The sequence below is a fragment of the Kosakonia sp. LAM2021 genome, from assembly GCF_016620385.1.
GTDB classification, from domain to species: domain Bacteria; phylum Pseudomonadota; class Gammaproteobacteria; order Enterobacterales; family Enterobacteriaceae; genus Kosakonia; species Kosakonia sacchari.
Genome location: NZ_JAENHT010000009.1, coordinates 123284 through 136797, shown reverse-complemented (window position 1 = coordinate 136797; position 13514 = coordinate 123284). Strand labels below are relative to the sequence as shown.

At 51.8% G+C, this 13514-nt stretch carries 17 protein-coding genes; 13 read left to right on the top strand and 4 right to left on the bottom strand.

Annotated features, from left to right (window positions below):
- Positions 1-2: 2 nt before the first annotated feature.
- Both JKP81_RS18335 and rimJ read right to left on the bottom strand, forming a co-directional pair.
- Positions 3-650, bottom strand: a complete 648-nt coding sequence (locus JKP81_RS18335) for a YceH family protein (protein WP_200552842.1) — start codon at positions 648-650, stop codon at positions 3-5.
- Positions 651-659: 9 nt separating this feature from the next.
- Positions 660-1244, bottom strand: coding sequence for a ribosomal protein S5-alanine N-acetyltransferase (gene rimJ, locus JKP81_RS18330; RefSeq protein WP_200552841.1), 585 nt, complete (start codon positions 1242-1244; stop codon positions 660-662).
- A 237-nt stretch (positions 1245-1481) separates the two neighbouring features.
- On the opposite strand from rimJ, the gene mdtH reads away from it, so the two are divergent.
- The 10 genes from mdtH (at position 1482) to JKP81_RS18280 (ending at position 8906) form a co-directional block, all read left to right on the top strand.
- Positions 1482-2690 carry a multidrug efflux MFS transporter MdtH gene (gene mdtH, locus JKP81_RS18325; protein ID WP_200552840.1) on the top strand — a complete coding sequence of 403 codons (1209 nt, stop codon included), beginning with the start codon at positions 1482-1484 and terminating at the stop codon, positions 2688-2690.
- Positions 2691-2755: 65 nt separating this feature from the next.
- Positions 2756-3403, top strand: a complete 648-nt coding sequence (gene grxB / locus JKP81_RS18320; RefSeq protein WP_200552839.1) for a glutaredoxin 2 — start codon at positions 2756-2758, stop codon at positions 3401-3403.
- Between the two features lie 123 nt (positions 3404-3526).
- Positions 3527-4087, top strand: a complete 561-nt coding sequence (locus tag JKP81_RS18315) for a lipoprotein (RefSeq protein ID WP_086869764.1) — start codon at positions 3527-3529, stop codon at positions 4085-4087.
- 116 nt (positions 4088-4203) lie between these two features.
- Complete coding sequence (gene pyrC / locus JKP81_RS18310; protein ID WP_200552838.1) at positions 4204-5244, top strand: dihydroorotase; 1041 nt, start codon at positions 4204-4206, stop codon at positions 5242-5244.
- Positions 5245-5319: 75 nt separating this feature from the next.
- Positions 5320-5565, top strand: a complete 246-nt coding sequence (gene dinI, locus JKP81_RS18305) for a DNA damage-inducible protein I (protein WP_017456390.1) — start codon at positions 5320-5322, stop codon at positions 5563-5565.
- A gap of 277 nt (positions 5566-5842) precedes the next feature.
- Positions 5843-6097, top strand: a complete 255-nt coding sequence (gene bssS / locus JKP81_RS18300) for a biofilm formation regulator BssS (protein ID WP_017456389.1) — start codon at positions 5843-5845, stop codon at positions 6095-6097.
- A gap of 120 nt (positions 6098-6217) precedes the next feature.
- Complete coding sequence (solA, locus tag JKP81_RS18295) at positions 6218-7336, top strand: N-methyl-L-tryptophan oxidase (RefSeq protein WP_200552837.1); 1119 nt, start codon at positions 6218-6220, stop codon at positions 7334-7336.
- Between the two features lie 50 nt (positions 7337-7386).
- On the top strand, positions 7387-7503 hold the full coding sequence (locus JKP81_RS18290; protein WP_017456387.1) for a DUF2770 family protein: 117 nt from the start codon (positions 7387-7389) through the stop codon (positions 7501-7503).
- Between the two features lie 259 nt (positions 7504-7762).
- On the top strand, positions 7763-8329 hold the full coding sequence (locus JKP81_RS18285) for a cytochrome b (protein WP_200552836.1): 567 nt from the start codon (positions 7763-7765) through the stop codon (positions 8327-8329).
- Between the two features lies 1 nt (position 8330).
- Positions 8331-8906 (top strand): YceI family protein, encoded by a 576-nt coding sequence (locus JKP81_RS18280; protein ID WP_200552835.1) that lies wholly within the window; start codon positions 8331-8333, stop codon positions 8904-8906.
- 34 nt (positions 8907-8940) lie between these two features.
- Here the strand turns inward: JKP81_RS18280 and JKP81_RS18275 are convergent, their stop codons facing one another.
- The gene (locus tag JKP81_RS18275) at positions 8941-9990 is read right to left on the bottom strand and encodes a rhodanese-related sulfurtransferase (protein ID WP_200552834.1); all 1050 of its coding nucleotides are present in this window, start codon (positions 9988-9990) and stop codon (positions 8941-8943) included.
- Between the two features lie 217 nt (positions 9991-10207).
- On the opposite strand from JKP81_RS18275, the gene JKP81_RS18270 reads away from it, so the two are divergent.
- The 3 genes from JKP81_RS18270 to JKP81_RS18260 all read left to right on the top strand — a co-directional run bounded on the left by JKP81_RS18270 (position 10208) and on the right by JKP81_RS18260 (position 13245).
- Positions 10208-11128, top strand: a complete 921-nt coding sequence (locus JKP81_RS18270) for a Kdo(2)-lipid IV(A) acyltransferase (RefSeq protein ID WP_200552833.1) — start codon at positions 10208-10210, stop codon at positions 11126-11128.
- A 138-nt stretch (positions 11129-11266) separates the two neighbouring features.
- Positions 11267-12514, top strand: a complete 1248-nt coding sequence (gene mdtG / locus JKP81_RS18265; RefSeq protein ID WP_200552832.1) for a multidrug efflux MFS transporter MdtG — start codon at positions 11267-11269, stop codon at positions 12512-12514.
- A gap of 356 nt (positions 12515-12870) precedes the next feature.
- Positions 12871-13245: a MysB family protein gene (locus tag JKP81_RS18260; protein WP_086869972.1), complete on the top strand. Its 375-nt coding sequence runs from the start codon at positions 12871-12873 to the stop codon at positions 13243-13245.
- On the opposite strand, the gene JKP81_RS18255 is transcribed toward JKP81_RS18260, so the two are convergent.
- Complete coding sequence (locus JKP81_RS18255; RefSeq protein WP_200552831.1) at positions 13246-13473, bottom strand: YceK/YidQ family lipoprotein; 228 nt, start codon at positions 13471-13473, stop codon at positions 13246-13248.
- Positions 13474-13514: the final 41 nt, after the last annotated feature.

Below are 13514 nucleotides of genomic sequence, written 5' to 3'. Positions count from 1 at the left end.
AGTTAATCCCCCAGATGTGCGAGCAGTGAATCCAGACGCTGCTTCAGTTCAGCTACTTCTTCTTCCAGCGCGTCGACGCGCGCCGCCAGAGACGCGTCAGGCGGGCTGACGGCTTCCACAACATTCACCAGCGTCTGCACATCGCCGCTGAAAAGATGCATAAAGCGGCTTTCGCGTTTGCCTGGCTCTCTCGGCAGACGCACCACATAGGGCCCGTCTTCGCGCGTCGCCAGGTGTTCTAACGCATTTTCCACTTCAGCCATATCGCTGAACTGATGCATGCGTTCGCCGCGGGTGCGCAACTCGCCCGGCGTTTGCGGCCCGCGCAGTAATAACGTGGTGATGAGCGCCACCTCGGCAGAACTCAGTTTGAGATCGCCAAATTCAGAATTACAAAAACGCTGCTCATATTTTGTCACCCGGTTACCAAAACCGCTTACCGTGCGCAGATAATGGCGCTTGACCAGTTCATCCAGCACCGTCTGCACTTCGTGTTCAGCAAGGTTCATCACCGGTTCACGGTTGGTTTTTTGATTACAGGCCGTGACAACACCATTAATGGAGAGCGGATATTGCTCCGGCGTCGTCACCTGTTTTTCCAGTAAACAGCCAATCACCCTCGCCTCTACGGCGGTTAATTGATACTTCATCAAAACTCCTTAGCGACCGGGGGTCCATTCCTGCGTGGTTAATGCGGTAAGCACGTGATCGCGCCATTGCCCATCAATTAACAGATACGATTTGGCATAGCCCTCTTTTTCAAAGCCAAGCCTCGCCAGCAAATCACCGCTGCGTTTATTGTGCGGCATGTAGTTCGCCATAATGCGATGCATATGTTGCGTGCGTTGCATATAGCGAATTGCCGTGGTGAGCGCTTCGAACATCAGCCCCTGCCCCTGCCATTTCTGACCGACGGAATACCCCAGATAACAGGCATGAAAAGAGCCGCGCACCACGTTTGAGAAATTTGCCACGCCGACTATCTCTTTCTCTTCCGGATCGAGCAACACAAAATAGAACGCGGAACCCTGTTTATGGAATTCATTGATCATGCTAAGACGCGCCTGCCAACCGGAAGGATAACAATGGCTTTCATCGCGCACGGGTTCCCAGGGTTTTAAAAACTGGCGGTTTTCGGCGTAATAATCCGCCAGCCGCCAGGCGTCGCGCTCATGCACCAGGCGAACCACCAGGCGGTCTGTTACTAAGCGTACTTTCGGCACGTTACTGCGATAGCCAAACATGCATTACCACTCCTTCCGTTTTACGACACTTTTAACCCCTTCCCTTTACTATACAGTTGCTCTGGCGCTGTGGGAAAACAGCAACATGGCATTTTCTGCGTCAAACACCATTTTCGATGAAAAGTCTCAATCAAAGGCAGATATTGATAAAAAAATATTGTCACCACGAAGATGGGAAAAGGCCCGGCGAAACCGCAGAATAAGAAGGTCTTATCTTTCTTATTTCCCGGAGGGGAAATGGCGCGCATATCGCAGGCAAGGAGCCTGGGTAAATATTTCCTGCTTGTCGATAATATGCTGGTTGTTCTCGGCTTTTTCGTTGTCTTCCCACTGATTTCTATCCGCTTTGTTGACCAGCTTGGCTGGGCGGCACTAATGGTCGGCATTGCGCTCGGTTTGCGTCAGTTTATTCAACAAGGTTTGGGGATTTTCGGCGGGGCGATTGCCGACCGTTTCGGTGCCAAGCCACTGATTGTTACCGGCATGCTGATGCGCGCAGGCGGTTTTGCCGCGATGGCGGTGGCGCATGAACCCTGGCTGCTGTGGCTCTCCTGTATTCTTTCCGGGCTGGGCGGCACGCTGTTTGATCCGCCGCGCTCTGCGCTGGTTGTGAAACTGGTGCGCCCCAATCAGCGCAGCCGTTTTTTCTCGCTGTTAATGATGCAGGACAGCGCGGGAGCCGTTATTGGCGCGCTGCTCGGCAGTTGGCTGCTGCAATATGACTTTCGTCTGGTGTGTGCAGCCGGTGCGTTGATGTTTATCTTGTGTGCTGCGTTTAACGCCTGGCTGCTGCCTGCCTGGAAACTCTCGACGGTGAAAGCGCCGGTGCGCGAAGGTCTGACGCGCGTACTGCGTGACAAGCGCTTTGTCACTTACGTACTGACCCTTACCGGTTATTACATGCTGGCGGTGCAGGTCATGTTGATGCTGCCGATTATGGTGAATGACATTGCCGGTTCCCCGGCGGCAGTGAAGTGGATGTACGCCATTGAAGCCTGTCTGTCGCTGACGCTGCTTTACCCCATTGCGCGCTGGAGTGAAAAACGCTTTCGCCTTGAGCATCGCCTGATGGCGGGTCTGCTGGTGATGTCCTTCAGCCTGCTACCGGTGGGGATGGTCGGTACGCTGCAGCAGCTCTTTACGCTGATTTGCACCTTCTATATTGGCTCCATTATTGCCGAGCCCGCGCGCGAAACGTTAAGCGCACAACTGGCCGATGCCCGTGCGCGCGGCAGTTATATGGGTTTCAGCCGTCTTGGGCTGGCCTTCGGTGGCGCGCTTGGTTACGCGGGTGGCGGCTGGCTGTTTGACGCCGGGAAAGCATTTAATCAGCCGGAGCTGCCGTGGATGATGCTTGGCGTTATCGGGATGATCACCTCCATGGCGCTGCTGTGGCAATTCAGTCACAAACGCATTCGCCCGCCCATGCTCGAGCCCGGCGCCTGATTTGCGCGCAGGTTTTCCCTCTTCCATACTGGTAGTTGATGGATAAGCCAGTATGGAGGAGAAACGTGAAACTCTACATTTACGATCACTGCCCGTTCTGCATTAAAGCCCGCATGATTTTCGGCCTCAAGAACATCCCCGTCGAACTCAAGATCCTGCTCAATGATGACGAAGCCACTCCCACGAAAATGATTGGCCAGAAAATGGTGCCGATCCTGCAAAAGGATGACAGCCGCTATCTGCCAGAAAGCATGGATATTGTTCACTATGTCGATAAGCTTGATGGCAAACCGCTGCTCACCGGCAAACAAAACCCGAAAATTGAAGAGTGGCTGCGCAAGGTCAATGGTTACGTTAATAAGCTGTTGATTCCCCGCTTCGCCAAATCGGCGTTTGACGAATTTTCCACGCCACAGGCGCGCGCCGGGTTTGTAGCCAAAAAAGAGGCCGTCATTGGCGATTTTGCCGAGCATCTCAGCCATTCCACAGGGCTCGCGAAAAATATCAGCGACGATTTACGTGCGCTGGATAAACTGATTGTTCAGCCCAACGCGGTGAACGGTGAACTCTCTGATGATGATATTCATCTCTTCCCGCTGCTGCGTAACCTGACGCTGGTAAGCGGTATCAACTGGCCCAGCCGGGTTGCTGCGTACCGTGACAATATGGCGAAACAGACACAAATTAACTTGCTGTCATCAATGGCTATTTAACCGCCCATGACGGAAGCGCACCCGCTTCCGTCATGCCTTTCAGCTTTTTCCGCTGGCCTTTATTTAGCGTGTGTCGCATGCTACGCCCCTGCGTCGTAGCATGGCGATCACGTTGAGGAATTCATGAAGAGAATCATTTTTGCCGCAGCATTACTGTTGAGCGGCGTGCTGGTGGGGTGCAATCAACTGACCCAATATTCTATCAGCGAACAGGAGATTAACCAGGCGCTCCAAAAACGTAACGACTTCGCCAAAGACATTGGTGTGCCCGGCGTTGCGGATGCCCATATTGTGCTGAATAACCTGGCCAGTGAAATCGGTCGCGAAGAACCCAATAAAATCACGCTGACCGGCGATGCGAATCTGGATATGACCTCACTTTTTGGCAACCAGAAAGCCATCATCAAATTGAAGCTCAAAGCGTTGCCGGTATTTGATAAGGAAAAAGGCGCGATTTACCTGCAGGAGATGGAAGTGGTGAATGCCACCGTGACACCGGAAAAAATGCAGACCGTGTTACAAACGCTGATGCCCTATCTTAATCAGTCGCTACGCAATTACTTTAACCAACGTCCTGCTTATGTGCTGAAAGAAGACAGCAGCAAAGGCGAGGCGCTGGCGAAAAAATATGCCAAAGGGATTGAGGTGAAACCGGGCGAAATTATTATCCCCCTCACCGACTAAATAACAGGGCGCCGCGAGCGCCCTTTTTTTCAGGAAAAGGATGCAAACGAAAACGTTTCCGCTTATTCTTAGTGCCCGGCAAAAAACACCTGTTTCTCACCAGCCGGAGCACTCCAATGACTCAACCCCAGGTTTTGAAAATCCGCCGTCCTGACGACTGGCATGTCCATTTACGTGATGGCGAAATGCTAAAAACCGTGGTGCCGTGGACCAGCGAAACTTACGCCCGCGCCATTGTCATGCCGAACCTTGCTCCCCCTGTTACCACCGTGGATGCGGCTATCGCCTACCGTCAGCGTATTCTTGATGCTGTGCCCGCCGGGCATGATTTTACGCCATTAATGACCTGCTACCTGACCGACAGCCTGAACGCCGATGAAGTTGAACGCGGCTTTAACGAGCAGGTGTTTACGGCAGCGAAACTCTATCCGGCGAATGCCACGACCAACTCCAGCCATGGTGTTACCAGCATTGATGCGATCATGCCGGTACTGGAACGGATGGAAAAACTGGGGATGCCGCTGCTGGTGCATGGCGAAGTGACACACGCAGATATTGATATTTTCGATCGCGAAGCGCGGTTTATCGAAACGGTCATGGAACCTCTGCGCCAGCGCCTGCCGGGGCTGAAAGTGGTGTTTGAGCATATTACGACCAAAGATGCCGCAGACTATGTACGTGAAGGCAATGAGCTGCTGGCCGCGACCATCACCCCTCAGCACTTGATGTTTAACCGAAACCATATGCTGGTCGGTGGCGTACGCCCGCATCTTTATTGCCTGCCGATCCTGAAGCGTAATATTCACCAGCAGGCGCTGCGCGAACTGATTGCCAGCGGTTTTACGCGCGCGTTTCTCGGGACGGACTCCGCGCCACATGCACGTCATCGTAAAGAGACCAGCTGCGGCTGCGCCGGTTGTTTCAACGCCCCCACCGCGCTTGGCAGTTATGCAACCGTGTTTGAAGAGATGAACGCCCTCCAGCATTTTGAAGCGTTCTGTTCAGTCAACGGACCGCGATTCTATGGCTTACCGGTGAACGAAACGTTTGTTGAACTGGTGCGTGAAGAGTGCCTGGTACCAGAGACAATTGCGCTGCCGGAAGATTCGCTGGTGCCTTTCCTCGCGGGTGAAACCGTGCGCTGGCGCGTTAAATAAAAAAATTATCGCTCCCTGTTGTAATATTTTCCGCTTAACTGTATAAACATACAGTAAATTACACAGGGGGCTATTATGCGCATTGAAGTGACTATCGCCAAAACCACACCCTTACCGCCTGGCGCTGTTGATGCGCTGGCGGGCGAGTTATCTCGTCGTCTGAACAATTGTTACCCCGATCGCGAAAATAAAATTACGGTTCGCTATGCCGCAGCAAATAATCTTTCGGTTTTAGGCGGTGCAAAAGAAGATAAAGATCGCATAACTGAAATTTTGCAGGAAACCTGGGAAAGCGCCGACGACTGGTTTATCACCGACTAATTTCTCTTTAAGTTTGTGCTTATTGCCGGGTCGCCCCGGCTTTTTTTGTTGTTTTTTTAAGCACAATCCTGGTGCAGATCTTTTTTAATAAAAATATATGGTTAAGAGTCCGTTTTCTTATTCAAAAAAATCTAACGGTCGAAAAAACATGTTGCAGAGTGTTTAATTATTCGATCTACTCCCCCACTTGTTGGTATACTGAAAAAGCTTCAAATAAAACACGCATTGAACCTCAAGAGTCGTTGTCGAATTAAACACGCCAATAAAGGGGGTTATGATGGTAAAGAATAATGAAGTCATCCAGACCCATCCACTGGTCGGATGGGACATCAGCACCGTGGATAGCTACGACGCACTGATGCTCCGGTTGCATTACCAGACCCCAAACAGAGCCGCTCAGGAAGAGACCGAAGTCGGCCAGACGTTGTGGTTAACGACCGATGTTGCCCGCCAGTTTATATCGATACTCGAAGCGGGCATTGCCAAGATTGAATCGGGCGATTACCAGGAAGATGAGTATCGCAGGCATTAGTAACAATGCGCTATATAGTCTCAACAGGCACCCTCGTGGTGCCTTTCTTATTTCTGCCCTTGTATAACGTTCCCAGGTTAATTACCCTCCTGAACACGCATTTGCCTGGAGAATACCACCATGAAATACGATCTCATTATTATTGGCAGCGGCTCTGTCGGCGCTGCGGCAGGCTATTACGCCACATTAAGCGGGCTGAACGTGCTGATGACCGACGCTCACCTGCCGCCCCATCAGGAAGGCAGCCACCATGGTGATACGCGTTTAATTCGCCACGCTTACGGCGAAGGCGAGAAATATGTTCCGCTGGTGTTGCGCGCCCAGCAGTTGTGGGAACAACTGGCGGCGGAAAGCGGCGAAGCGGTGTTTGACCGTACAGGCGTTATCAACATTGGTCCGGCTGATTCCACTTTTTTGGCTAACGTCGCGCAAAGCGCAGCGCAGTGGCAGCTGGCCGTCGAAAAATTCGATGCCCCATCACTGATGGCACGCTGGCCGGAAATCCGCGTACCCGACGATTACATTGGCCTGTTTGAAGCCGACTCCGGTGTACTGCGTAGCGAGCTGGCGGTAAAAACCTGGATCCGTCTTGCCAAAGAGGCAGGCTGCGCTCAGCTGTTTAATTGCCCGGTGACCGCGCTGCATCATCATGATGACGGCATCAGCATCGATACCCTGGAAGGCACATTCCACGGCAAAAAAGTTCTTGTCAGCGCGGGTACATGGGTGCAAAAACTGCTGCCTGAACTGCCAATACAACCGGTCCGCAAAGTTTTTGCATGGTTCCAGGCCGACGGCCGCTACAGCACCAAGAACACATTCCCGGCGTTTACTGGCGAAATGCCCAATGGCGACCAGTATTACGGTTTCCCGGCAGAAGATAATGAATTAAAAATCGGCCGCCACAACGGCGGGCAGCTTATCAGCGAAGCGCAGCAGCGTACGCCGTTTGGCGAAGAACCGGGAGATGGTTCCGAATGTTTCACTTTTCTGCGCCAGTTTCTACCCGGCATCGGTGGGTGTTTATACGGTGCATCCTGCACTTACGATAACTCTCCGGATGAAGACTTTATTATTGATACGCTGCCGGGCTTCCCCGACACGCTGATTGTCACTGGTCTTAGCGGACACGGTTTCAAATTTGCGCCCGTGTTGGGTGAAATTGTCTGTGAATTTGCCCACGGCAAAAGCTCGCATTTTGATTTACAACCTTTCTCACTGTCCCGCTTTGCCGGGTAAACCGTCAGCGGCCTCATTCGGGGTCGCTTATTGCATTTTGCGGAGAGAATATGCACCGTTTGTTTCATTTCTTAATAAATAACGTGCGTGAGCATTTGATGATTTATATTGCGCTGTGGTTACTTATCGCGCTGATCGATATTATTTATATCGTATGGTTACCCTGATAAACACTGACAAAAATTGACATAGATTTATAAAAATATATTTCAAGGGCAGGATTTTTAAATATTACCAGCGCAACAAAACCTTAATAAATTCAGAACTTACGCTCCAATCAACCTAATGCGCTGAACATTATGCCGCAAAGTTATTCAAAAATGATGATATAGAAAAAATAACGATTCAATATCGTAATTTTGAGTTGCAATATTGTTTCTCTCCCGCCATTTTAATTTAACCAGTTATTAACCACGATTAACAATTATGCCATTACGCAATTCATCTGAGCGCTACGGCGCCGTTTCCATTGTGCTGCACTGGCTGGTGGCCATTGCGGTTTATGGTATGTTCGCGTTGGGTCTGTGGATGGTGACGCTGAGCTATTACGACGGCTGGTATCATAAAGCGCCTGAGCTGCATAAGAGCATCGGCATTTTGCTCATGCTGGGCCTCGTGTTCCGGGTCGTGTGGCGTTTTCTTTCCCCGCCGCCAAAGCCGCTCGCCAGCTATTCACGTCTGACGCATATCAGCGCTGTGTTTGTCCATATCGCGCTCTATCTGTTGTTGTTCGGCATTCTTTTCAGCGGCTATTTGATCTCCACGGCCGACGGTAAACCCATCAGCGTTTTCGGGCTTTTCGAGATCCCCGCAACGCTTGCCGATGCCGGATCGCAAGCCGACCTTGCAGGAAATATTCACCTCTGGCTGGCATGGACAGTCGTCGTGCTGTCCGTTTTGCATGGCCTTGCCGCGGTTAAACACCATTTCATCGATAAAGACGTCACTCTCAAGCGCATGCTGGGAAAATCGTCGCCTGACTCTGGAGCATAATATGAAGAAAATCCTGCCGGGACTCGCTCTCGCTTCGCTACTGTTCACTACGGGTTCTGCTATCGCTGCGGACTACAAAATTGATAAAGAGGGTCAGCACGCCTTCGTTAATTTTCGTATCCAGCACCTCGGCTATAGCTGGCTTTATGGCACGTTTAAAGATTTCGACGGGACTTTTAGCTTTGACGAAACCAACCCGGCCTCGGATAAAGTGAACGTCACCATTAACACGAACAGTGTCGATACCAACCACGCAGAGCGTGATAAACACCTGCGCAGCGCTGAGTTCCTGAATGTCGCCAAATTCCCGCAGGCAACCTTTACCTCAACCGAGGTGAAAAAAGCGAGTGACGGGCTGGATATCACCGGCAACCTGACGCTGAACGGCGTCACCAAACCGGTAGTGCTGGCGGCGAAACTTATAGGCCAGGGCGATGATCCGTGGGGCGGCGTGCGCGCAGGCTTTGAGGCTTCCGGCAAAATTAAGCTGAAAGATTTTAATATCACCACCGATCTTGGTCCGGCGTCTCAGGATGTTGAGCTAATTATTTCCGTGGAAGGCGTGCGTCAGAAATAAGATTACGGGAGAGGGGCAACCCTCTCCTCAAATTTTATTCCGGATCCGGAATACCCAGTTTGGTATTCAGACGACCACGGGATTTGTTAAAGATTTTGTTGCCATTCTCCCGACCGGCGCGACGTTTACGCTGCTCTTCTTCCGGCAGTTCGCTCTCTTCTTTACACAGTTCACTGCAGCAACCGTTAAATTTTTCAGCACAAGTCGGGCACTGAATAAACAGCAAATGGCAGCCGTCATTACGACAATTGGTATGGGAATCGCAGGATGTGCCGCACTGATGGCAATGGGCAATAACGTCGTCGGAAATGCGCTCGCCCATACGCTCGTCAAACACAAAGTTTTTACCGATAAAACGCACCGGTAAACCCTGTTCGCGCGCGCGCCGCGCATATTCGATAATGCCGCCTTCGATATGCCACACTTTATTGAAACCGTTATGCTTCATCCAGGCGCTCGCTTTCTCGCAGCGAATACCGCCAGTGCAGTACATAACGATTTTTTTATCTTTATGTTCCTGCATCATTTCTACCGCTTTCGGTAACTGCTCGCGAAACGTATCCGCCGGGATCTCCAGCGCACCGGCGAAATGCCCGACTTCATATTCGTAGTGATTGCGCATATCAATGAACACCGCATCAGGATCGTCGAGCATGGCATTCACTTCCGCCGCTTTCAGATAATCCCCCACATCGCTGGCGTCAAAACTCTCATCGTCGATACCGTCGGCAACAATCCTGTCGCGGACTTTCATGCGCAGCACCCAGAAGGATTTACCGTCATCATCAATCGCGATATTTAAACGCAGGCCGTCGAGCGCCGGATCGAACGCATAAAGCGCCTGGCGAAAGGCGTCGAATTTACTTTGTGGCACGCTGATTTGCGCATTGATCCCTTCATGGGCAAGGTAAATACGGCCAAACACATTCAACTGGCTAAGCGCCTGATAGAGCGCGTCGCGCGTGACTTGCGGGTTGATAATCGAGAAATATTTATAGAACGAGACGGTAACACGCGGTTCTGTTTCCGCGAGCATCCGCGCCTTCAGTTCATCATTGGAGATGCGGTTGTGTAACACTGGCATGGTGTACGTGTCCTGCAAAGTTAGGGGTGAAAAAACGGCGGCATCATAAAGCAAATACTGATAATTTACATCCACACATTTTGCGCTACATTTTCTCTCATTCTAATGATTAAGACGCGACAATTCCTGACAAAGCAGGCATTCTGTGCGCCCTGGTTTTGGTTAATTCCGAAAAAATGCGAGAATACAGGGAATTGTTGCTTCAAACAGGACAGTCATGACGCATTTACCCAAGTTTACGGCATCGTTGCTACACCCGCGCTACTGGGCTCTCTGGTTCGGGGTCGGCATGCTGTGGTTAGTTGTTCAACTCCCCTATCCCGTGATTTACCGCCTCGGCTGCGGCATTGGCCATCTGGCACAGCGCCTGATGAGACGCCGTGCGCGTATTGCGCAGCGCAACCTCGAACTCTGCTTTCCGCACATGAGCGAAACAGAGCGCCAGAAAATGGTCGCAAAAAATTTTGAATCGGTTGGCATGGGTTTGATGGAAACCGGCATGGCCTGGTTCTGGTCCGATCGCCGGATGTCACGCTGGATGGACGTTATCGATTTTGAACATGTCAGAAGCGTGCAGGCGCAAGGGCGAGGAATCTTGCTGATCGGCGTACATTTTTTGACGCTGGAAATCGGTGCCCGCATGTTTGGTCTGAACGAGCCAGGAATCGGTGTCTATCGCCCGAATGACAACCCGGTTATTGACCTGCTGCAAACCTGGGGTCGCATGCGTTCCAATAAAAGCATGATCGACCGTAAAGATCTCAAAGGCATGATCCGCGCCCTGAAAGCGGGCGATGTCGTTTGGTACGCACCCGATCATGACTACGGCCCGCGCGCCAGCGTTTTCGCCCCTTTCTTTGCCGTTAAAGATGCGGCTTCCACGTCAGGAACCTGGATGTTAGCCCGCATGTCCCAGGCCTGTATCGTACCTTTTGTTCCACGCCGCAAACCGGGCGGCAAAGGGTATGAACTGATTATTCTTGAGCCAGAATGTTCCCCTCCGCTCGATAACGCAGAAACCACCGCCGCATGGATGAACAAAGTGGTTGAGCGCTGCATTATGATGGCACCTGAGCAATATATGTGGCTGCATCGCCGCTTCAAAACGCGCCCGGAAGGCGTCCCCTCTCGCTACTGAATCGATAAAGAGCCTGCAAATGCAGGCTCTTTTTTTGTCATACAAACCTGCGTCAGCGCATTGCGGCAATCATAACCCGGGCGCATAATTAGCATGCTTACTATCTACTATTATTAATGTGTGCGGTTATGGACGGTTATGTCTCACTCTGATGCCCCAATAAACTGGAAGCGCAATCTCACTGTTGCCTGGTTTGGCTGTTTTCTCACCGGCGCGGCGTTTAGCCTGGTGATGCCTTTTATCCCCCTCTATGTCGAGCAGCTTGGCATCACCGATCCCGGCGCGCTCAATATGTGGTCCGGTTTAGTCTTTAGCATCACCTTCCTGTTCTCTGCCATCGCGTCTCCCTTCTGGGGCGGCCTTGCCGACCGTAAAGGGCGCAAAATCATGCTGCTGCGCTCCGCTCTCGGCATGGCGATTGTTATGGCGTTAATGGGAATTGCACAAAATGTCTGGCAACTTCTGGTGCTGCGGGCGCTGCTCGGCTTACTGGGCGGTTTTATCCCCAACGCCAATGCCTTGATCGCCACGCAAATGCCGCGCAACAAAAGCGGCTGGGCGCTGGGGACGCTCTCGACGGGAGGCGTCAGCGGCGCGCTACTTGGCCCGCTGGCCGGCGGTTTGCTGGCTGATACCTGGGGCTTGCGGATGGTCTTTTTTATTACCGCGTCCGTGCTTTTTATCTGTTTTCTGCTCACGCTACTTTGCATCCGCGAAAATTTCACCCCGGTGGCAAAACGCGAGATGTTGCACTTCAAAGAGGTTTTCGCCTCGCTAAAAAGCCCCAAACTGGTACTGAGCCTGTTTATTACCACCATGATCATCCAGGTGGCGACGGGTTCTATTGCGCCGATTCTCACCCTTTATGTGCGCGATCTTGCCGGTAATGTCAGCAATATTGCCTTTATTAGCGGCATGATTGCTTCCGTGCCGGGTGTCGCGGCACTGCTTAGCGCACCCCGTCTGGGCAAATTGGGAGACAAAATCGGCCCGGAGAAAATTCTGGTCGCAGCATTGATAATCTCCGTCTTGTTACTGCTGCCAATGTCACTGGTGCAAACTCCGTGGCAACTGGGCATTTTGCGCTTCCTGCTCGGTGCTGCAGACGGCGCGCTGCTTCCTGCGGTGCAAACCTTGTTGGTCTACAACTCCACTAATCAAATTGCCGGGCGGATATTCAGTTATAACCAGTCTTTTCGCGATATTGGGAATGTGACCGGTCCGCTGATGGGTGCGGCGGTTTCGGCCAGCTACGGTTTTCGCGCGGTATTTTGTGTGACGGCGGGCGTCGTTCTGTTTAATGCCATTTATTCATGGTTCAGTTTGCAGCGCCCTGCCCGACGCGCCAGAGCCGAGGCAACCCGCAGCGTTCAGCGCCAGGAGTAGCGCTGAGAAGCGTAATCGCGCCCCCGATACAATAGATATTTGCCTTACATCCATGCTGCCCCGCGCGCAAAAACAATGCTGTTCGTGCATATTTCCCGGGCCAATCAAAGCCGAAAGCGGGATAACGGCGCGGCTGACAATATCTCTATTGCGACACATGCAACATAAGACGTAGCCACAAGCATCAGTTACTGCTCCCGCAGGCGTACTACTATTCAGCACTACACCTTTCTCGTTATGCCATGAAATCGCTGATTCATTTATGACAAATTTGACGCTCGCAAAACCAGCGTCTATAGGTTTGTGCATACCTTTTTTACTGTTATCTCAGGAGCGATGATATGGCCGAAACTGAACTGGAGTATTACTCAACACTGTCGGAAGCAATTGATGCCGCGCGGGAATTATTCATTGCCGATAACCCGGATCTTGATGAAGAAGAAATCAGCGTGCAGCAATTCAATGTGCAAAAGTATGTTCTTCAGGATGGCGATATCGCGTGGCGCGCTGAGTTTTTTGCAGATGAAGAAGAGCCAGGTGAATGTCTGCCTCTTTTAAGCGGGGAAGCCGCGCAAAGTGTCTTTGACGGTGATTTCGATGAAATCGAGATAAGCCAGGAGTGGCAGGAAGAGAATACGCTGCACGAATGGGACGAAGGCGAATTCCAGCTAGAACCGCCTCTTGATACCGAAGAAGGGCAGACAGCGGCTGATGAGTGGGATGAGCGCTGATTACTCGTACGGGCCGTGATTAGCATCCAGCGGTAACAAAAGTGTGTCAAAAACCAGTGAAAAGGGTAGATCAAGCACGGTAATGTAGCGCCACGCTGAGTCGCGGACATCCCACTTAACACCGGGGTAATACTGATTCCCGTGTCCCTGCCCGGGGATTGTCCGGCTGACGATGCTGCCACAACCGCTCAGCAGGCACGCTATGACTACCACCAGAATCACTCTCACAGGCAACCTCTTCTCGTTTGATACAGATAAAAAAATACCGG